This window comes from Streptomyces sp. NPDC006261 (assembly GCF_040613515.1).
Classification (GTDB): domain Bacteria; phylum Actinomycetota; class Actinomycetes; order Streptomycetales; family Streptomycetaceae; genus Streptomyces.
In genome coordinates this window covers 1-17,986 of record NZ_JBEXSI010000093.1, presented here as the reverse complement: position 1 = coordinate 17,986, position 17,986 = coordinate 1, and the positions used below count along the sequence as shown (strand labels likewise).

Genomic DNA, 17,986 nt, shown 5'->3' with positions numbered 1-17,986 from the left:
TCAGTTGCACGCGCGTCATGCACTCAGGACTACAGGACCCGTCCCCGAAGCGGAGGCGCATCCCACAGATTGATCACGACTCGATACACGCCCTAACTCCCCATGCAGAGATCTTCACCTCCACGTTCAGGCCAGGTCCTGTCGACGGCACGCGTACGCCCCGGGCGGGCCCATAGGGCTGGTGGCCCAGGGCCCGATCTCCTACCGGCTCCGCAGTCGCCACAACTCTGTACCCGCCCGCCGACCGAGAGTGCGCGGCGATTCCCGCTGCTCGAAGGGACACCCCGGCCCATGCCCGACCCGTCCACCCCCTCCGACCTGCCGGCGCCCTTCGCCGCGTCCGCCGTGCCCTACGTGAGGGCTCCTGCAGCCGCCTCCCTCGGGAAGTGCCACAGTTCGGTGGGGCAGGACCGAACCGATTCCCGCGTACCCCCTTGTCCGTCGGGGCGCGCCGAGAGCGACAAGGGCGGCGAGCTGCCTCTGCTCGGCCAGGTGGCGCGCTGGTCGTTCCGGCACTGCCGGTCGGTGCTCGGTGCTGTGGCCGGTCTGGTCCTGCTGCTGGCAGGTCTGGGTCTGGGAGTCGGGGGCGAGTGGTCCAACGGCGGCTACACCGCGGACGGCACAGCCGCGCAACGGGCCGAGAGCGCGGCGCGTCAGTTCGGTGCCGGGACACCCGACCTGGTCCTATACCTCCGTTCCGGCCGGCCGGTCGACTCGCCCGAGGCGGCAGTGCAGGGACGACAGCTGACCGAAGTGGCCGCCGGGACGCCCGGGGTCGGCGCCGCGCTGTCCTACTGGAGCACCGGGAGGGCCGCGCTCCGGTCCGATGACGGCCAGGGCGCCCTGCTGCTCGTCGATCTGGAGGGCGACGAGTCGCGGGCCGCCCGCACCGCGCGGGCCCTGGTGCCGTCCCTACGGGCCGCCGCCCCCGGGCTCGACCTGGCGGTGAGCGGGCCCGCCTGGGTCAACGTGACCGCGACCGAGCAGGCGGAGCGCGACCTGATGCGCTCGGAGCTGTTCGTCCTGCCGGTGACGTTCCTGGTCCTGGCACTTTCCTTCCGCTCGTTCAGCGCCACCCTTGTACCCGCCGCGATCGGCGCGACCGCAGCCTTGGGAGCCCTGGCCCTGCTCGCGGTCGCGACCCGGCTGCTGCCGATCTCGGTCTTCGCCGTGAACCTGAGCTGCGCCCTCGGCTTCGGCCTCGCCGTCGACTACGCCCTGTTCACCCTCGCCCGCTACCGGGAGGAACGCGCCCGCGGTCTGGACGCCGAACAGGCTGTGGGCCGGGCGATGTCCACCACCGGCCGGGCCGTCGTCTTCTGTGCCCTGACCATGGCCTGGTGCATGGCGGGCCTGCTCGTCTTCCCCCTGGGGCTTATCCGTTCCCTCGCGATCGCCTCGCTGATCGTCGTCGCGTTCTGCGCCGCCGGCACCCTGTTCCTCCTTCCGGCCCTGGTCGCCGCTATGGGCGGCCGGCTCGACGGCACGCGCCCGCCGCGTCGCGGACCCTGGCGCCGGGGCTCCGGCGACCTCTCGGTCAGCCCTGCCTGGCGACGGGCCGCCCTAGCGGTCACCGCACGACCCTGGCTATGGGGAACGGCCGGGGCCGTCCTCCTGCTGGGCCTCGCTCTGCCCGTCGCGGGGTTGCGGCCCGCGCTGACCGACGAGTCCATCCTCCCGCCCACCGCTGAGGCGCGGACGACGGCCGCGGCCGTCCGCGCGGACTTCCCCTTCGCACCGGAACGGCAGCTGACCGTGGTGCTGCCCCGGACGGACGTGGCGTCCCAGGCCGCCGAACTCGACGCGTACGCCCGCAACCTGGCCGCACTGCCCGGCGCGGCCGGCGTGAGCACGGTGGCAGGCGAATACGCCGGGGGGCGGCGCGTCGCGGAACGACACATGGAAGCGGCCCCTCGCCCCGGAACCTTGGTCATGGTCTTCGGCGCGGACCCGGTCCAGTCCGCGGAGACCAGCGCCCTGGTGGACGCCGTACGCGCCACCCCGGCCCCGGGACCGGCCCTGGTGACCGGGACGGCCGCCCACCTCGACGACACCCGGCAAACCGTCACGGACGCGCTCCCCTGGTGGACGGGGCTCACCTTGTGCGGCGTGTTCATCATGCTGCTGCTGTTCACCAGGAGCCTGCTGGTGGCATTCAAGGCCGCCGTCCTGGGCGCGCTCAGCATCGGCGCCGCCCTCGGCCTGATGGTCCTGCTCTTCCAGCGCCTCCAGGTCCTTGGACCGCCCGCCACAGGAGGGGTGAGCACACTGGAGATCACCATGCCGCTGCTCGCCGCCGCGCTGGCCTTCGGGCTGTGCGTGGACTATGAGGTCTTCCTCGTCTCCCGCATGGCGGAGCAGTGGCGGCGCACCCGGCAGAACAGGGCCGCCATCGTCTTCGGTATCGAGCACACGGGCCGCCTGTTCACCGCCGCGGCACTGGTGGTCGCCGTAAGCATGGGCGCGCTGATGCTCTCCCAGATCAGCCTCCTGGTGGTGCTGGGCGCGACAATGGCGGCCATCGTCCTCATCGACGCCACCGTCGTGCGGGGGGTCCTGGTTCCCGCGTTCATGCAACTGGCCGGCCGGGCGAACTGGTGGTCACCGCCGACACCCGGCCGGGCAGCACCCACCGCGGCTCCCGCACCTGCCGAAGCACGGAACCGGTGACCGCGGCCCCGGCCCTGCTCGGCGCTGCCACGCTCGCCCCGTACGGCGCTGTGGGGGCCGGATACTTAGCTGGCCACGACAGGCGTAGCGACGATGCACGGGGCGAATTCCACGCCTCGGGCGACGCGCAGCTGATCGGCTCCTTCGGGATAGTCGTCCTCGCCGTCTACGGCATCGCCCTGGCCATCGCGGCCCACTCGTAATGGTTTCGTACGCGTCCCGCTTGCCCGATGAGCGTCAACACCGAGTGACCGTCTGCGGCCAGTCAGAGGGCGTTTACCCAGGGCAAGGCTGGTATGTGGCTTTTCTGGCAGTGCCCCCAGGCACAGGTGTGGGCAACAACTGCCGGCCCTTGGGTGGTGAAGCGGATACGGCCGCATAGGCAGCCGCCGGTGCGTCCCTCGGCTTCTTCGGCTCCCTGGGCGTCGGCGGGAATGGCGTTGATCTTTTTGGATCCGTTGGCTGGTTGAGCCCACCAATGTGCCATCCCTTCCATGATCGCCAGGACGTCGTTGGCTGCCTGCGGAGGCGTAACAGGCCGGGCCGCAAAGCTCGGGCTCAGGGGCGGCCGAGGACTCGGAAGGGTCGCCGGCTTCGCGTCAGGTATCGGCGTTGAGGGCGCCGCGGCCGTCGATGACCCGCAGGGCGGCGGCGCGGGAGGCGAGGCCAGCCGCGCAGACATGGGAGTGGTGCGACCAGGCGGTCAGGTGGAGGTCGACAGCCTGTGCGGGAGCGCAGGCCTGCGGTTCTGTGGCCGAGAGCCTGTCCGCCGCCGTCATGACTTACCGTCACCACCGAATGTGAGACAGAGCCGAACGTTTTACAGTCCCCCGGCCGACTGCAATGCCCAGTAGTGCGGCTCGAGGGGGCCCGCCTCACCACGATCCGGCCGGTCACACCGGGGTCATCCACGATCTTTCCGTACGAGGGGGAGAATGCACCGGGCGTGTGCTCGATGTCGGCCCACACCACGCTGCCGGGCCCGGCGGAGCCGTAGGAGACAGTCCACTCGGCGTACCTGTCACCGCAGCTGGCGACCGACACGCTGTGCTGCGACGTCACCTTCAGGCAGGTGCGCGGGTCCGAGCCCGACGGGGAGACCTCCATCATGCCGTCGGGGCGGCGCAGCACCTGCCAGTTCGCCGAGGTGGACGCGGTCTCCGTGCAGTCACCCAGCGACACCACGCCGATACTCGCGTGCGTCTTGGGCCAGACGAGACACTTGCCGTCTGCGAGAGCCGCGAACGGAGCAATGCTCAAGACCTGTGGATCGGCCTCGGGAGGGATGCCTCGCGGAACGCGGAGGGCGTACCTTCCCGAATGATCGACTTCTGGTCATCGAGTAGGCCCGCGTTGGCGTGTGGGTCGGAAAGGCCCGCCCGTGCTCAGCGTAGGCAACAATGACGGAACCACCGAAACCGGCTCCTTGATGGACGACATCGTCCGCGAGGGCGCCCGGCGGATGCTCGCCGCGGTCCTGGACGCGACTGTGTCGGCAGGTCAGCTGAGCAGCGTTATCACCCTGCTGAAGGTGTCGAGCGCCGACTCCTGCACGGTGACGTAGTCGAAGCCGAAGCGCTCCCGGCGAGCGATCAACTGCTCGGCGATCTGTTCCGGGCTACCGATCAGCACGGCGGGCAGTTCTCCGACCTGCTCCGGGCTCAGCGTGCCTTTCAGGAACCCGGAGTAGTCCTCCAGCGCAGCCGGACGATCATCCGTCACCTGAGTGCGCAGAACAATGATGTTTCGGCGCACCGCGTCCCGACCCGCTGCGCTCAGCTCCGCATTGACCAGCGCCACTCGGTCCTGCATCTGGTGCCCGGTCAGAAACTGCATGCCCCGGCCCTGCGGGTCGAAGCGGGTGCCGGCGAATGAGACGATGTCAGCGGACCGGGCGGCCAGTCGCAGCACCCGGTCGCCGTTTCCGCCGATCATCACGGGCGGCCGGTCAGGTGCGGCGGCGCTGGGCAAGGGGGCGCTCCAGGCGCGGGTCACCTCGTCCAGGGTCGCGACGAGTCGATCGACACGCTTGCCCGCCGCCTCGAACGGTATCCCGACCTGGTCGAACTCGCGCTTCTTCCATCCCGCGCCGAGTCCGACCTCCAGCCGCCCCCCGGTGAGCTGAGCGGTAGTGACGACGTCCCTGGCGAAGAGCGCGGGGTTGTAGAACGAGGTGTTGCTCACGAACGTACCGACCTGGACGCTACTGGTGGCCTCAGCAGCCAGAACGCACGCCAGGAAAGGCGATGGCATGTCGATGTGGTCGGGCACGGTGATGACGTGGTAACCGAGGTCCTCGGCCCGTCGGGATTTCTCCATCCAGGAGGCCCGGTCTTCGAGCTTCCAGAGATTCACGCCGAACCGGAAGTTCATCACACTGGTCCTATCCTTGAGCGTCGGGAGACTCAGACGGCGGTGGCTCGGTCGCGTTCGACCTGGCGGACCGCCGGGCCGATCAGCATCGCCCCGGCGAGAAGCACCGCCGCCACGATCGCCCAGCCGTAGGGTGCGAGGTCGGTCGCGAACCAGGCCACCGTTGCGGGGCCGAGTGTTGCCTGCACGACCATCCGGAGATGGAACGCGCCCAGATACTCACCTCGGGCGGTCTCTGGCGCCAACCCGTAGCCGATGCCGAACGCGCCCGCAGACTGCCACAGCTCGCCGGCCGTGATCAACAGGACCGCGAGTACCGCGATGCCGATGGTGGCCCAGGAACCGAGCAAGCCCCCGAGGACCATGACGAGGCAGGCTGCCGCACTCACCAACCCGGACCGGCGGGCTGCGCCGACAGCGCCCTCAAGGACGTCCGAGCCCCGAGCAGCCCGCACTTGCAACAGGACCACCAGCACGGTGTTCAGAATGAAGACCAGCGGGATCACGCTCCGCGGTACGCCGTCAATGCTGAGGATCCACAGCGGCACCCCCACCACGAGCACGGTGCTATTGAGGGCGAGGAGGGTCGAGACCCCAATCACCCCAAGGAATGGTTTGTCCCTCAACGCCCGGAACCGCGAAGCTCGTTCGGGCGGCGGACCGGGCTGGGTGGCCGGCAGCCTGAGTACCACCAGTGACGCCAGCAGGAACGACAGCGCGTTGCCCAACGGCAGGATCTGCATCGCCGCACCGCCGATGCCGATCAGCACCGCGGCGAGCAGCGCGCCGACGGAGAAGCCGACATTGAACACCGAACGGAGCGCAGCCCGGGCGGTGACCCGGTTGGTCTCCGGTAGCAGATCCATGACCAAGGTGTGGAACAGCGGTGCGCTGCCCCATTCGAGGGCACCGACCAGGCCCACCACCACGAAGAACGTTGTGGGTGAATCGACCATGGGGTACAGGCAGTAGGTACCGGCGAGTGCCAGCATGCTGATCAGCAGCATCCGCCGCGCACCGAACTTGTCGGCGGCCCGCCCCATCAGGACGCTGGAGAGGAAACCTGTGAACCCGGCGAGGGACAGTCCCATCCCGACCTGGGCGGCCGGCAGCCCAGCGACCGCGACGAAGTAGACGGTCGCACTGGCCAGGAAGAGCCCATTGCCGACGCTGTCGAGTAGGTGCAGCACCGCCAAGGGGGCCGCCGGACCGCGCAGTGAGGCGTAGTTACGGCGGACAAAGGCGGCGATCACGAAATCAGCCCCCAGAGTATCTTCCCGTGCCGGGTCAGGTTCTCGGACGCCCGCAGCGCCTCCTGAAGCGGCATTCTCCCGTCGCACACCCTCCTATGCCTCATGGCCGCCCACCCTAGACCACCGAACCCAGGGCCTGACAGGGCCCCGAAGAACGCTCATAACGATCGGTGGGCGCCGACTTGGCGAAAATGGACGTCGTGTATCTTCGCGCCTCTGAACGGAATTGGGGAAGTGGGTGGTGCGATGACCGGGCTGGGCTACGACGACCTTTACCGTTTGATGGCCTCAATGACCGGGGATGAAAAGCACGCCGAGGCGGCGTCGTCCACTTTGGACGTGCTTTGGGTGCTCTACGACCGGGTGCTCCGGGTGGGGCCTGATTTGGCGGCCGAGCGGGACCGGTTCTACTTGTCGAAGGGGCACGGGCCCATGGCGTATTACGCCGTGCTGGCTGCTAAGGGCTTCCTCGATCCTGCGGAGTTCGACCGGTTCGGCACTTACCATTCTCCGCTCGGTCACCACCCGGATCGCTTGCTCGTGCCAGGAGTGGAGATATCCAGCGGCTCGCTCGGCCACGGACTGCCGCTGGCGGTCGGCACGGCTCTCGGCCTGCGGGCCCGCAGGCTGTCCTCGACCCGGTTGTGGGTACTGCTCGGCGACGGCGAACTCGACGAGGGCTCCAACCACGAGGCGATCGCCTACGCCGGCCGGAGCCGTCTTGACCGGCTCAACGTCGTCGTGATCGACAACGACAACGCGACCCAGGGCTGGCCAGGCGGTCTGGAGAACCGGTTCGCCGCGGAGGGTTGGGCGACGGCGCGGGTGGACGGGCGCGACCACACTGAACTCGAGGCCGCGTTCACAGCCCCGCATCCGGGCCGCCCCGCCGTGGTGGTCGCCAAGGTCGAGCACAGCCCCAGCCACTGACCGCACAACTTAGGAGGAGCCATGGCCGGGCGGATGAGGGAGCGGTTCGTCGAAGTCACCACTGAGCTACTCGCCGAACACGAGAACCTCGCGCTGGTCACAGCTGATCTGAGCGCGAAGATGTTCGGCCGGGCCGCCGACGAGCATCCGGATCGGGTGATCAACCTGGGCATCCGCGAACAGTTGCTGATCAGCGTGTCCGGCGGGCTGGGCCTGGCTGGGCTGCGGCCCATCGCGCACAGCTTCGCGCCGTTCCTCATCGAGCGTCCTTTCGAGCAGATCAAACTCGACCTGAACCACCAGGACGTGGGTGCGGTGCTGGTCAGCGCGGGAGCGTCCTACGACATCGCCAGCGGTGGCCGGACCCATCAGTCCCCCGGAGACGTCGCACTGCTGGCCACCCTGCCGGACTGGACGATCCACGTACCAGGTCATCCCGACGAGGCGGAGGCCCAACTCCGCCGGGCGGCGGTGTCCGACGGTCTGGTCTACATCCGACTGTCCAATCAGGTCAACGAGAGCGCCTACGAGTTGGACGGAAACGGATTCCGGGTGCTTCGCGAGGGGGGCCGGGGCACGGTGATCGCGGTCGGTCCGCTGGCCGACGCGGTACTAACGGCGGTCGGGCCGCTCGACGTAACCGTGCTGTACGCATCAACCATCCGGCCCTTCGACGCGGCGGCGGTGCGGGCAGCAGTGGCCGGCCAGACGGAGGCCAACGTCGTGCTGGTGGAGCCCTACCTGGAGGGCACTTCGACCGCCGAAGTCGCCCGGGCCCTACCCGACCGGGCGCATCGGACTCTGGCTCTCGGCGTGGGACTGAGCGAACTGCGGCACTACGGCTCTCCGCGTCAGCACGCGATCGCACACGGCCTTGGTGCGGCTGGATTGCGGCGTTCCATAGCGGAGTTTCTCGGCTACCTAGGGTAGTTGGCCTGCTTTAGCCCTATCGAGCAAATCCAGATCAACATAGTGTGATCTTCGTTCGTCGCGATTGCGCCGGACTGTCTCAAACCAGAAGGAGTCGGAATGTCTTTTGACGACAAGCTTCGGGCCACCGAGGCTGAGTTGCTCATCGCCGAGGCCAGCGCCGAGATCGAGGAGCTCTCGGACCACTCCCGCCCGATGGTGATCGAGAACATCAACGAGGCCTGAGTAGTAAGGGCCTTCGGTGAACCGATTCTGGGAGTGCTCCGGCGCTCCCAGAGTTGGTCCGGATTTCGACCAAGAGGGACGGCTGTGGGTATGGAACATCCGTTGGTCCGACTGCTCGACGATGTGGACCTGCTGGGCACCTATTGGAACAAGAAACACGGTCTGTTCCCCAAGGCGTCCTCGACGGACGGCCTGATCGACGAGAATGCCATCCAGGCCCAACTCGACGCAGGCCTACTACGCTGGCCGTACTTCACTCTGTTCCGCGAGGGCAACCAGCCCGCGATCGGTGACTTCACCCGGTCCCGGAACGTGCTCGGCAAGCGGGTCGGATCGTTCGCAGACCCGGAGAAGGTGCGGGCGCACCTCGCCGAAGGCGCCACCATGAAGTTCAGTCAGCTCGAGGACTGGCACCTTCCGATCCGTACTCTGATGCGCGCGCTCGAAGCCCGGATCGCCGCCGAACTCAAGGCGTACGTGTTTTACACCCCTTGTGACAACACCGGGATGCTCCCGCACCGGGACGGCTCGCATGTGCTGGCGCTCCAACTCGCCGGGGCCAAGGAGTGGACGATCTACGACGCCCCCGACCAGATCGATTCGCGGCCGGGGTTGGACGTGGACGCCGAAAGCCGCTCTCACACCTTCGTGATGGAGCCTGGCGATGTGCTGTACCTGCCGCACGGGTTCCCCCACGTGGCCACCGCGCGAGGCGGCACTTCCCTGCACCTGACCTTCACCATCACCGAGCCGACGCCGCGGGACCTGGCCGGGGCATTGATGGCAACTTTCGACCAGCCGAGGCTCGACCCGGCCCTGCCCCTGGAGAGCCGGGCGGCCGCTATGGCGAACGCGTTGTTGCGCCACCTGGACTCGGCCGACCCGGGCACCCTGGTCAGCACGGCGGTCGACCGCATGCGGAACAGGACGATTTGATGACGACGATGCTGCTGGCCGACATTGTCGGCGATGTCGACTCCTTTACCACCGAGGTGTGGGCGCGCCGGCCGGAGGTCTTCCGCTACGCCGCCGGGCCAGGTCTGCTGCCGGAGGCCGCCGCCTGGGAGATGGTCGAGTGCGGGCTGTTGGTCGCACCGTATTTCAGCATGCTCAGAGAGGTCGGCGGCGGCGCGACCGCGCAGGGCATCACGACCACCCGCGAGGTGCTAGGCAGGGCATTGCCCGCCTACGCGGATCCAGTGGCGATACGTGCCAAGTACGCGGAAGGCCGCGTGATCACCCTCAACCAGCCCGAGCACTGGCACGTCGGCATCCGGGATGTGCTCGACGGATTGCGCGCGGACCTGCGGGGCGGGGCGCACTCGGCCCTGTTCCTCAGCCCGCCCGGCGCGACCGCGTCTTCGGCGCACAGCGCCGATCAACACGTGCTGTACTTCCAGCTCGACGGCGAGTCATGCTGGACGATGTCACCCGGCCGGGCGATCACCCTCGCCCCTGGGGACGTGTTGTACCTTCCCGGCGGGGAGGAGCCTCGTTCCGAGGCAGGGCCGGACGGATCGTTCCACCTCGCCGTGACCATCGAACAGCCCACCGAGCGGGAGCTGGCCGAGCTGATGATCGCCGAGTTCCTCGACAGCCCGGGAGCCGCCGAGATCGCCGGTAACCACCACTTCCTCACTCTGACGGAGAAGACCGCCTGGCTGCGGAAGGAACTGGGCAGAACGCTGTCAGACCTGGACCCCACCGCGCTAGCGGACCGGGCTGTGCGCAAGCGGCGCCGCGGCCAGATATGAGACTGGAAGTCCTGCTCGGCCAGGTCCGGGCGGAGGTCGCGCACCGGCTCGGGGCCGGCCTGGTGTTGGAGGCCAGGTTGAACCGGCCGGACCGTCCGCACCCGGTGCCGTTCGTGCTCGGCTACGCACCGGGGCCGGATGGTGACCTCGCCCTGACCCATGCCTACGCCGGGGCCTCCGCGGTGACCGTGCTCGAAGATGGCTACCTGTTTCTCTCCAACACCAAGGCGCGCACCGGTCGGAGCCTGCGGCGGCACCGGCCTGGGGCCGAAGCGGAAGTCGTGCTGAGCCCTGCCCGCGATGTGGTGTCCTACGCTGTCGCCAGCTCCGTGGTCATCGCGGCGACATGGATGCCTGGCGACCAGGCTGATCCGCACCGAACCGCCGCGGTTCTGGACGGTGACCTCTGGCCGCGCTCCGCCTATCAGAACGCCGGCGAGGTGCTCGGGCTGGTCCGGACATCACTCGATCTTGGGCCACCGGAGCCGCTCGACGTTCCGCTTGCGCCCAACGAACGGCTCACCGGTCTGTTGGCCCTGACACCGGACGGCACCCGATGCGCGGCCGGTGTGGTCCGCTTCCTGCGCGGCGGTCACCGCCGCCATGGCCTGCTGCTCATTCCCGTGGCGGACTCCGCCGCCGCACGGGCCGTGTGGCCGGACGACGACCTCCGGGACGCTGTGCCGGCCCCGGACGGTTCGTGGTTTGCCTGCACGGCGGAGCGGGTGGCGACCCCGGAGCTCGGTCCGCGCCAAGAGGTGGTGCTGGTGGCGTCGGACGGCTCCCGGCTGCTGCGGCCCGCCGCCCGACACCCGCACTGGCTCCAGCCGAGGGCCTGGTCCGGGCCTACCCTGCTCTGTGTCGGCGAGGACGACGGCCGACGGCGGCTGTACCGGGTCACGCCGGAGGGCGACCGTCCCGAGCTGGTCGAGCTGGCTGGCTCGGTGCAATCCGTCACCGCCACAGCAACCGAGGCCCTGGTCGTACAGTCCCGGGTGGACCTGCCGCCCGAGGTGGTCACCGTCGATCTCGATGAACTCACCGCGCGTACCCTGCTGGCCCCGGCTGCCGCCGCCGAACCGGCTGGGCGGATGGAACGGCTCAGCCACCGGACCGAGGACGGGACGGTCTGGTACAGCTGGCTGTGCCTGCCGGCGGACGAGGCGGACGAGCCTATGCCGGTGCTCGTCTGGTGTCATGGGGGTCCTCTGCTGAGCTGGGTCGACTGGTCGTGGCGGTGGAATCCGTGGCCGTTCGTCGCGGAGGGGTACGCGGTGCTGATGCCTGACCCTCCGCTGTCCATGGGGTACGGGCAGGAGTCGGTCGAGCGGGGCTGGGGGCGATGGAGCTCGGAAGTGGCCTCGGTCGCCGCCGAGCAGGTCCGCGCGGCGCTCCGGCGGCCAAACCTGGACCCCCAGCGAGTCGCCGCGATGGGTGGCAGTTTCGGCGGCTATCTCGCACTGGTCCTGGCCACCCGGTTGCCGGAGATCCGGCTTGTCGCCAGCCACGCCGGCTGGGCGGACTTCTCCGCCGTCGCCCGCGCCTGCGACCTGCACTGGCACTGGCTGCGGGAGTACGGGCCGGTGGAGGAGTCCGATGCGTATCGCAAGGAGAGCCTCGCGCTGGACAGTATCGATCCGGGCGTGACCGTACTGTTGTCACACGGGTGCGCGGACCGTCATGTGCCGGTCGGCGAGGCCCGGGCGATGTACCGGGCCCTGGACACCCGGAAGGTCGACGTACGGCTCATGCTGCTCCCGGACGAGGGTCACAGCATCGAGCGGCCCGCCAACGTGACCGCTTGGTACGACTGGGTCCGCGCGGCCTGTAGGGAGACTCTGACCCCATGACGACCGCCGACACACTCACCCAGCGGATCAGCCGCAGCCGCGAGCACTGGCTCCCGTCGTCCACGGAAGATGTCACCACCGCCGGCGGCACATCGCTGCGGATCCGCCCCCTTGAGGCGACCGCGGAGCTGGCCTCCGGCGTCCTCGACCGGTGCGGCATCACCCGGGTCGCCGACGTGACCGACCTGGACGTGCTCGGCATCCCGGTGTTCAACAGTTGCCGTCCCGACGCCGCACCCGGCCTCAACACGGTCACCAGCGGCAAGGGCACGACCGCGCTGGCCGCCCGGGTCTCGGCGATGATGGAGGCGATCGAACGCACTTGGTGCGAGCCCCGGACCGCCGAGCCACCGCTACGCGCAAGCTACGCCGACCTCGTCGCGGCCCGCCTTCCGACCCTCGACCCTCGACGGCTAATCCTCCGACGCGGCCACCAGTGGACCGAACAGCAGCCACTTTCCTGGTGGCCGGCACGCGAATTGCGCAGCGACGCCGAGGTACTCATACCTGCGCTGGCGGTGTTCACGCCGTTCCCGAACGAGTACGGGATGTTCTCCTCGAACACGATCGGCCTCGCCTCGGGCAACAGCCCACGCGAGGCGCTGCTGCATGGTCTGCTCGAACTGGTCGAGCACGACTGCACCGCGTTCGGCGAGACGCTGCGGGGCGGCCACCGGATCAGGTCGGCCACGCTGCCGGCTGAGGCGCAGGCACTCGTCACGCGGTTCGAGCAGGCTGGGATCAGGGTGCAGGTGTTCGCGTACGCCAACGAGATCGGTGTGCCGACCATATTCGTCACGACCGACGACACCCACGCCGAGGACGGTCTCCTGATCAACGGCGGCGCCGGCTGCCATCCCGACCCGGCCGTGGCGCTCAGCCGGGCACTCACAGAGGCCGGACAGTCCCGGCTGAACGTGATCTCCGGGGCTCGCGAGGACCTCAACGGTCAGGTACACCGCCGACACGCCTCCTACGAGGAAATGCGGAAGATGCTGCACACCTGGAGCGCCGACCGGTCCGAACTGGACTTCGGCGAGCTACCGGTCCGCACCACCGGCACGGTGGAGGCGGACCTGAATCTGGTCCTCGACGGACTGGAGCGCGCCGGGCTGGAGCTTGTGTTCGCGACCGAACTGGCACCGCCCGACCTACCGTTCTCTGTGACCCAGGTGATCGTGCCCGGAATCGAGAACTACCACAACGACCCGGCCCGGCTCGGCCCCAGGCTGCACACCGCGATGGTCAGGGCCAAGTCGGCGAGGTCCTCACGATGACCCGGCCCGGAACGATCGTCTTCACCGGGCCGTCCCTACGACCCGCCGACCTGGTCGAGCTGCGGGCACTCGCCGCGAAGACCGGGCATGACCTGGACGTGCGGCCCCCGGTGCGCCGACTCGACCTGGTCGAGGTGGTCGAAGCCGGAGGCGTCGACCGAGTGCTGATCCTGGACGGCGAGTTCGGCCAGAGCCTCGCGGTGAGCATCACCGAGATCCGTTCGGTGCTCGCCGCCGGGCAACCGCTGGCAGGTGCCTCGTCGATGGGCGCACTCCGGGCCGTTGAGTGCCGGACCTTGGGCATGACGGGCAGCGGCTGGGTGTACGAGCAATACCTGTCCGGCGCCATCGAATCGGACGGTGACGTGGCGCTGTTGTTCGACCCGGAGAACTACTTCCCCGTCACCGTGCCGCTGGCGAACGTCCGCTGGTTGCTGGACCAGACGGAATTGTCCGCCAAGGAAGCCCGACAGGCACTCCAGGTGGCCCACAGCGTGCATTTCCGGGACAGGCGGCCGTCCCACCTGCTCCGGCGCTGGAAGGAGCGCCTGCCGACCAGTGTGGTCGACCTTCTCGAGCCGGAGTTGGCCGAGGACCGGCAGGACCTCTGGGATCGCAAGCGGCTGGACGCGCTCGAAGCGGTGCGCGCCGTGCTCGAAGAGGAGAACTGACATGAACGTCCTTGACGCGCTCGGCGACCCGGCCTGGTTCGCTGACGGCTGGCCCGCCACGCCTTACCACCGGGTGGGCACTGCCGCCGAGCTGCGATCCACCCTGACCTGGTCAGCGCTGGACACGATTCTCAACGACCAGGGGCTACAGGCACCGGCGTTCCGGATGGCCAGGAATCATCAGCTGGTACCGATGGAGAAGTTGACGCGGTCTGAGCGGCACACCTCGCAGGCCATCCAGGGGCTCGCCGATCCGGTCCGGATCGGCGACGAGCTGACCGACGGCGCCACGCTCGTGCTCCAAGGGTTGCAGCGGTTCTGGCCGCCGCTGGCGGACACGTGCCGGCGGCTGGCGGCCGAGATCGGGCATCCGGTCTTCGCCAACGCCTACCTGACGCCGCGTGAGGAACGGGGCTTCGACGCACACCGTGATCCCTATCATGCCTGGCTGACTCAGGTGGCGGGCAGCAAGTCCTGGCGGCTGTGGGCGCCGCAGCGCGACCCGGCAACCGACGCGGCCGACCTGGAGATGGTCCTTGCCGAGGGTGATGTGCTGTGGATACCTCGGGGCTGGTGGCACACCGGCAGCAGCGGGGCGGAGCCGAGCCTGCACCTGACCTTCACCGTATGGGCAACGAAGCTCGACGCCGTACTGCGCGCGCTGCTGACCGAGGTACTACGCGATCACGGGCTGTCCCAGGAGCTGCCCCCGCACGCGTTCCGGGACGGTGTACGCACCGAGGCCACGATCACAGAGGGGATGACCGAGATCGCCGACATGATCGCGAAGCTGGCCCCGGCGACGCTGGCGGCCCGGGTGGTCGAGGCGCGGCTGGAGCAGTTCGACCCGCTACCCGCTCGGTCAGTGTGGTCGATGATCGGAGGCGACCGTCCGTCCCGGTTCCATGCCCATCCGGAAGGGGTTCTGCACGTCGACGGGGTTCGGTTGCGGACCGCCGATCGACTACTCGCCCTGAAGCCCGGCCAGGAGGCCCCCTGTAGAGCCGTGCTGGGCCGGACAGACAGCTTCACCCTGACCGAGTTGGACGCGGAGCAAGAGCTACTCGACCTCCTGATCGGCGCCAGGCTGATCTGCGCCGCACCGTGTCCGGGACGCTGAATCATGGACAAAGTCAACGAACTCGCCGAAACCGCCGAACGCCTCATAGCCGCGAAGGTCGCGCGACAGGGCGGCATATCCACTTATCACGACCACCACATCCGAGGTGGGGTGACCCAGGCCCGGCGCACCGGCCGGACCGACGAGCTGGCTGAGTACGTCGCACTGTTGACAGCGGAACGGTTGCAGGATCCGCTGCCGCGCCTCGATCGAACCGACCGAGAAGTGCTTGGAGCCCTGGCGTTCCCGGTCCAGAACTTCGTCGCCACTCAGGGCGTTACCGAGCACCTGACCTGGGCCGGTCACCCTCTGTACAAAACGGTGTTCGACCTGGCCAGCTATCCGATGCTGATTGCCGAGCTGGCCCCAGGCACGATCATCGAACTCGGCTCCGGCAGCGGCGGGAGCGCGCTCTGGATGGCCGACGTAGCCGCGGCGCACGACCTGTTTCCGGTGATCATCTCGATCGATCGCACAGCAGTGGACGTCACGGACGACCGGGTGAGCTTTCGGACCGGGGACGTCGGCCACCTCGGGGACGTACTCGCTGACTGCGACGAACTGCCCAGGCCCTGGCTGGTGATCGAGGACGCACACGCGCACGTCCGAGCCGTGCTCGACTTTTTCGACGCCCGGCTGACCGCCGGCGACTACCTCCTGGTCGAGGACAGCCTGGCGAAACGGGCCATCCTTCGCGAATTCCTCCGCAGCAGCCTGCATCAGTACCAGCTCGACACCCGGTATCTGGACTTGTTCGGCGAGAACACGAGCTGCGCCATCGACTCGCTCTTTCGGCGGGCGTAGGGCGCGGCGGCGCGCGTACGCCCTTGCATAGGCTGGCCCTCTCATCCGCCACACCGCGACAAGGATCAGCCCATGCGCAGCAGCACCAGGATCCGCCTGATAGAGCCCGCCGACGCCGCCCCGATCGCCGCGCACCGGGTTCGGGACTTCGAGGCCTTCCGGCGGTGGGAACCGGCTCAGCCGGCCGACTTCTTCACCCCGGAGGGCCAGGAGAAGCGGATCGACAGCCTGCTGGCAGGATACCGGGCCGGGACGGTCTGGCCGGGCGTGGTGCTCGACGGCGACCAGGTGATCGGGCAGGTCACCGTAGGAGGCATCCTCCCTCAGCCGCACCTGCGCCGCGCCTCCGTCGGCTACTGGATCGCTACTGTTGCCCAGAATCGGGGGCATGCCGGGCGCGCCGTCGAGCACGTACTCCGGGTGATGACGGACGAACTCGGGCTGCACCGCGCCGAGGCGTCCACGAATCTGGAGAACCTGCCCTCGCAGCGAGTGCTGCGCCGCAACGGCTTCAGCCCGTATGGCGTCGCCGACTCCTCGATCTTGCTCGACGGAAGCTGGCGGGACGGGCTGCTGTGGGAACGCATCCTCGGCGACTAAAAGAGCGTTTTTTTCTACCGGGAGTGTTTGGTAATGCACCGCTGCTCCGGCCGGACGTCGTCGGCCGCAACGTGTCTGGTAGAACACGTGTGTGGTCTACAGATGCGTTGCAAACATCGCCTATGGGTGGCAGGAGAAGCGTCCGCCGGACAGTTACGTTCCCACTGCCGGAGTTGCTGAGTCGGGGGACGAGGAGAGTTTCGCGCTGGAGTTCCAGGGTGGCTTCGGGGAACCCGACGAACAGGCCATCCGCAACGGCTGTGATTCTTGCTGCGTTGTCACTCCCGACCAGAACACCGCGTACGGATGCGTGCGCACGGTGGAGTTGGAAGGCAACCTCCTGCGCGTCACGTTCGACCCTGCGTATCTGGACGATCTGTGCTTGGACGATCCAGTGGTCGAGGCAGTCCTGCGGGCGCCGGATGAAGATGTCGCTCGTATGAGAGAGGCACTCACGCGCATCCTCACCTACGGTCGCCCTGACGCGTTGCCAATCTTGATTGCTGTCTGAATCTGCCGACACGGACGCAGTCAGGATCTCGCCGGTATCTGTCGGCGAGGCTCATAGTGCGGAAGGGTTGAGGGTGGGCGTGGCCTGACGCCTATGAGTGGGCGTTAAGTCCGTTTCTGGTAGCGGCCTCGTCCGGGTTGGGTGAGGAAGCCTTGGCGGGTGAGTCGTCCGAGGCGGCTGCGGGTGATGTTGACGGATGCCTCGTCGGTGGGCATGTCGAGGAGTTCGTGCAGCTCGCGGGCCCGGAACGCCTGGTCGGGGTGCTGGTTGAAGGCGTCGACGATGGCCTGGTAGGCGGTGCTCGACTCGGGCGGATCGGGTTCGGTGCCGGTAGGCACGAGTTCGGCGATGATCTTGCGGGTGGTGGCCAGGTCCGCGAGGCGGACTTCGGTCTCGGCGAGGGCGGCGGTGAAGTGCGCGATCTGATGGCGGAGTTCGTCCGCCCGGGCCGTGGCCGCGTTCTCCTGGATGTGAAGGTCGACCAGAAGTTCGGTGATGTTCACGCGGCCAGCCCGACGGTGTCGCGCCAGGCCGGCGTGGGTGTGGTGAGGCGCCGGGCCATGTTCGCGGTGGAGGCCCAGCAGACGCGCGAGGCGGAGGTGTCGGGCCGGTGGTCGTACTCACGGGCCAGACGCCGGTGGAGCATCAGCGTGCCGTTCGTCTGCTCGACCACCCACCGCTTGGGCTGTGGGACGAACCCTTTGCCCTGGTCGGCAGGGTTGCGGCGGACGACCTCGACGTCGATGTCCAGCAGAGCGCCGTGAACGATGACCGCTTCCTTGAAGCCTTGGTCGACCAGCACTTTCTCCAGGCGCATCGCTCGGCGGCCTGGTCGAGCAGGGCGGTGCCGGCCGCGTTGTCGTGCGCGGAGGCGGCCATGACGACGACGCCGATGATCAGCCCCAGCACGTCGACGGCCAGTGCCCGCTTGCGCCCCGAGACCTTCTTGTTCGCGTCCAGCCCCGTCGTGGTCCTGGGAACACCCGCCGCGGCGCGAACGGACTGGGTGTCGATGATC

General features: G+C 68.6%; 19 protein-coding genes and 1 pseudogene. 14 read left to right on the top strand and 6 right to left on the bottom strand.

What is annotated here, in order from left to right; all coding sequences use genetic code 11:
- Positions 1 to 291 precede the first annotated feature (291 nt).
- Together ABZ154_RS33075 and ABZ154_RS33070 are read left to right on the top strand one after the other, a co-directional pair.
- Positions 292 to 2,670, top strand: coding sequence for an MMPL family transporter (locus ABZ154_RS33075; protein ID WP_356838051.1), 2,379 nt, complete (start codon positions 292 to 294; stop codon positions 2,668 to 2,670).
- A complete protein-coding gene (locus ABZ154_RS33070) occupies positions 2,667 to 2,873 on the top strand; it encodes a hypothetical protein (protein ID WP_356838050.1) in 207 nt (68 codons plus the stop codon). Before ABZ154_RS33075 ends, ABZ154_RS33070 begins: the two co-directional genes overlap by 4 nt.
- Positions 2,874 to 3,269: 396 nt before the next feature.
- Here ABZ154_RS33070 and ABZ154_RS33065 read toward each other — a convergent pair whose 3' ends face one another.
- The 3 genes from ABZ154_RS33065 to ABZ154_RS33055 all read right to left on the bottom strand — a co-directional run bounded on the left by ABZ154_RS33065 (position 3,270) and on the right by ABZ154_RS33055 (position 6,296).
- On the bottom strand, positions 3,270 to 3,449 hold the full coding sequence (locus ABZ154_RS33065; protein WP_356838049.1) for a hypothetical protein: 180 nt from the start codon (positions 3,447 to 3,449) through the stop codon (positions 3,270 to 3,272).
- Positions 3,450 to 4,170: 721 nt separating this feature from the next.
- Positions 4,171 to 5,043, bottom strand: coding sequence for a TIGR03621 family F420-dependent LLM class oxidoreductase (locus ABZ154_RS33060; RefSeq protein ID WP_356838048.1), 873 nt, complete (start codon positions 5,041 to 5,043; stop codon positions 4,171 to 4,173).
- 32 nt (positions 5,044 to 5,075) lie between these two features.
- A complete protein-coding gene (locus ABZ154_RS33055) occupies positions 5,076 to 6,296 on the bottom strand; it encodes an MFS transporter (RefSeq protein WP_356838047.1) in 1,221 nt (406 codons plus the stop codon).
- Between the two features lie 246 nt (positions 6,297 to 6,542).
- On the opposite strand from ABZ154_RS33055, the gene ABZ154_RS33050 reads away from it, so the two are divergent.
- From ABZ154_RS33050 to ABZ154_RS32995, 12 genes are all read left to right on the top strand, one after another.
- Positions 6,543 to 7,226, top strand: coding sequence for a transketolase (locus tag ABZ154_RS33050; RefSeq protein WP_356838046.1), 684 nt, complete (start codon positions 6,543 to 6,545; stop codon positions 7,224 to 7,226).
- A gap of 21 nt (positions 7,227 to 7,247) precedes the next feature.
- The gene (locus ABZ154_RS33045; protein ID WP_356838045.1) at positions 7,248 to 8,156 is read left to right on the top strand and encodes a transketolase; all 909 of its coding nucleotides are present in this window, start codon (positions 7,248 to 7,250) and stop codon (positions 8,154 to 8,156) included.
- A gap of 99 nt (positions 8,157 to 8,255) precedes the next feature.
- Positions 8,256 to 8,381 carry a hypothetical protein gene (locus ABZ154_RS33040; protein ID WP_280885584.1) on the top strand — a complete coding sequence of 42 codons (126 nt, stop codon included), beginning with the start codon at positions 8,256 to 8,258 and terminating at the stop codon, positions 8,379 to 8,381.
- Between the two features lie 123 nt (positions 8,382 to 8,504).
- The gene (locus tag ABZ154_RS33035; RefSeq protein ID WP_356838044.1) at positions 8,505 to 9,317 is read left to right on the top strand and encodes a cupin domain-containing protein; all 813 of its coding nucleotides are present in this window, start codon (positions 8,505 to 8,507) and stop codon (positions 9,315 to 9,317) included.
- An 8-nt stretch (positions 9,318 to 9,325) separates the two neighbouring features.
- Positions 9,326 to 10,135 carry a hypothetical protein gene (locus ABZ154_RS33030; RefSeq protein WP_356838043.1) on the top strand — a complete coding sequence of 270 codons (810 nt, stop codon included), beginning with the start codon at positions 9,326 to 9,328 and terminating at the stop codon, positions 10,133 to 10,135.
- A complete protein-coding gene (locus ABZ154_RS33025) occupies positions 10,132 to 11,985 on the top strand; it encodes an alpha/beta fold hydrolase (RefSeq protein ID WP_356838042.1) in 1,854 nt (617 codons plus the stop codon). The genes ABZ154_RS33030 and ABZ154_RS33025 overlap by 4 nt, the downstream gene beginning before the upstream one ends.
- Positions 11,982 to 13,262, top strand: a complete 1,281-nt coding sequence (locus tag ABZ154_RS33020) for a YcaO-like family protein (RefSeq protein WP_356838041.1) — start codon at positions 11,982 to 11,984, stop codon at positions 13,260 to 13,262. Before ABZ154_RS33025 ends, ABZ154_RS33020 begins: the two co-directional genes overlap by 4 nt.
- Positions 13,259 to 13,933 carry a TfuA-like protein gene (locus tag ABZ154_RS33015; protein ID WP_356838040.1) on the top strand — a complete coding sequence of 225 codons (675 nt, stop codon included), beginning with the start codon at positions 13,259 to 13,261 and terminating at the stop codon, positions 13,931 to 13,933. The genes ABZ154_RS33020 and ABZ154_RS33015 overlap by 4 nt, the downstream gene beginning before the upstream one ends.
- A 1-nt stretch (position 13,934) precedes the next feature.
- A complete protein-coding gene (locus ABZ154_RS33010) occupies positions 13,935 to 15,053 on the top strand; it encodes a cupin domain-containing protein (protein ID WP_356838039.1) in 1,119 nt (372 codons plus the stop codon).
- A 3-nt stretch (positions 15,054 to 15,056) separates the two neighbouring features.
- Positions 15,057 to 15,857 (top strand): CmcI family methyltransferase, encoded by an 801-nt coding sequence (locus ABZ154_RS33005; protein ID WP_356838038.1) that lies wholly within the window; start codon positions 15,057 to 15,059, stop codon positions 15,855 to 15,857.
- 72 nt (positions 15,858 to 15,929) lie between these two features.
- Positions 15,930 to 16,457, top strand: a complete 528-nt coding sequence (locus tag ABZ154_RS33000) for a GNAT family protein (protein ID WP_356838037.1) — start codon at positions 15,930 to 15,932, stop codon at positions 16,455 to 16,457.
- A gap of 91 nt (positions 16,458 to 16,548) precedes the next feature.
- Positions 16,549 to 16,968: an Imm10 family immunity protein gene (locus tag ABZ154_RS32995; protein ID WP_356838036.1), complete on the top strand. Its 420-nt coding sequence runs from the start codon at positions 16,549 to 16,551 to the stop codon at positions 16,966 to 16,968.
- A gap of 104 nt (positions 16,969 to 17,072) precedes the next feature.
- Here the strand turns inward: ABZ154_RS32995 and ABZ154_RS32990 are convergent, their stop codons facing one another.
- From ABZ154_RS32990 to ABZ154_RS32980, 3 genes and pseudogenes are all read right to left on the bottom strand, one after another.
- Entirely contained in the window at positions 17,073 to 17,471 is a 399-nt protein-coding gene (locus ABZ154_RS32990) for a hypothetical protein (RefSeq protein WP_181010821.1), read from the bottom strand.
- Positions 17,468 to 17,785, bottom strand: a complete 318-nt coding sequence (locus tag ABZ154_RS32985; protein WP_356838052.1) for a hypothetical protein — start codon at positions 17,783 to 17,785, stop codon at positions 17,468 to 17,470. Before ABZ154_RS32985 ends, ABZ154_RS32990 begins: the two co-directional genes overlap by 4 nt.
- 50 nt (positions 17,786 to 17,835) lie before the next feature.
- Positions 17,836 to 17,986, bottom strand: a pseudogene (locus ABZ154_RS32980) (IS5/IS1182 family transposase); the annotation flags it as partial.

Bases quoted from the DNA above. Each gene is read 5' to 3' on its own strand.
- ABZ154_RS33045 (WP_356838045.1), top strand. From the start codon at position 7,248: ATGGCCGGGCGGATGAGGGAGCGGTTCGTCGAAGTCACCACTGAGCTA.
- ABZ154_RS32985 (WP_356838052.1), bottom strand. From the start codon at position 17,785: ATGCGCCTGGAGAAAGTGCTGGTCGACCAAGGCTTCAAGGAAGCGGTC.
- ABZ154_RS33000 (WP_356838037.1), top strand. From the start codon at position 15,930: ATGCGCAGCAGCACCAGGATCCGCCTGATAGAGCCCGCCGACGCCGCC.
- ABZ154_RS33075 (WP_356838051.1), top strand. From the start codon at position 292: ATGCCCGACCCGTCCACCCCCTCCGACCTGCCGGCGCCCTTCGCCGCG.
- ABZ154_RS33050 (WP_356838046.1), top strand. From the start codon at position 6,543: ATGACCGGGCTGGGCTACGACGACCTTTACCGTTTGATGGCCTCAATG.
- ABZ154_RS33020 (WP_356838041.1), top strand. From the start codon at position 11,982: ATGACGACCGCCGACACACTCACCCAGCGGATCAGCCGCAGCCGCGAG.
- ABZ154_RS33040 (WP_280885584.1), top strand. From the start codon at position 8,256: ATGTCTTTTGACGACAAGCTTCGGGCCACCGAGGCTGAGTTGCTCATC.
- ABZ154_RS33065 (WP_356838049.1), bottom strand. From the start codon at position 3,449: ATGACGGCGGCGGACAGGCTCTCGGCCACAGAACCGCAGGCCTGCGCT.
- ABZ154_RS33025 (WP_356838042.1), top strand. From the start codon at position 10,132: ATGAGACTGGAAGTCCTGCTCGGCCAGGTCCGGGCGGAGGTCGCGCAC.
- ABZ154_RS33010 (WP_356838039.1), top strand. From the start codon at position 13,935: ATGAACGTCCTTGACGCGCTCGGCGACCCGGCCTGGTTCGCTGACGGC.
- ABZ154_RS33015 (WP_356838040.1), top strand. From the start codon at position 13,259: ATGACCCGGCCCGGAACGATCGTCTTCACCGGGCCGTCCCTACGACCC.
- ABZ154_RS33030 (WP_356838043.1), top strand. From the start codon at position 9,326: ATGCTGCTGGCCGACATTGTCGGCGATGTCGACTCCTTTACCACCGAG.
- ABZ154_RS33060 (WP_356838048.1), bottom strand. From the start codon at position 5,043: ATGAACTTCCGGTTCGGCGTGAATCTCTGGAAGCTCGAAGACCGGGCC.
- ABZ154_RS33005 (WP_356838038.1), top strand. From the start codon at position 15,057: ATGGACAAAGTCAACGAACTCGCCGAAACCGCCGAACGCCTCATAGCC.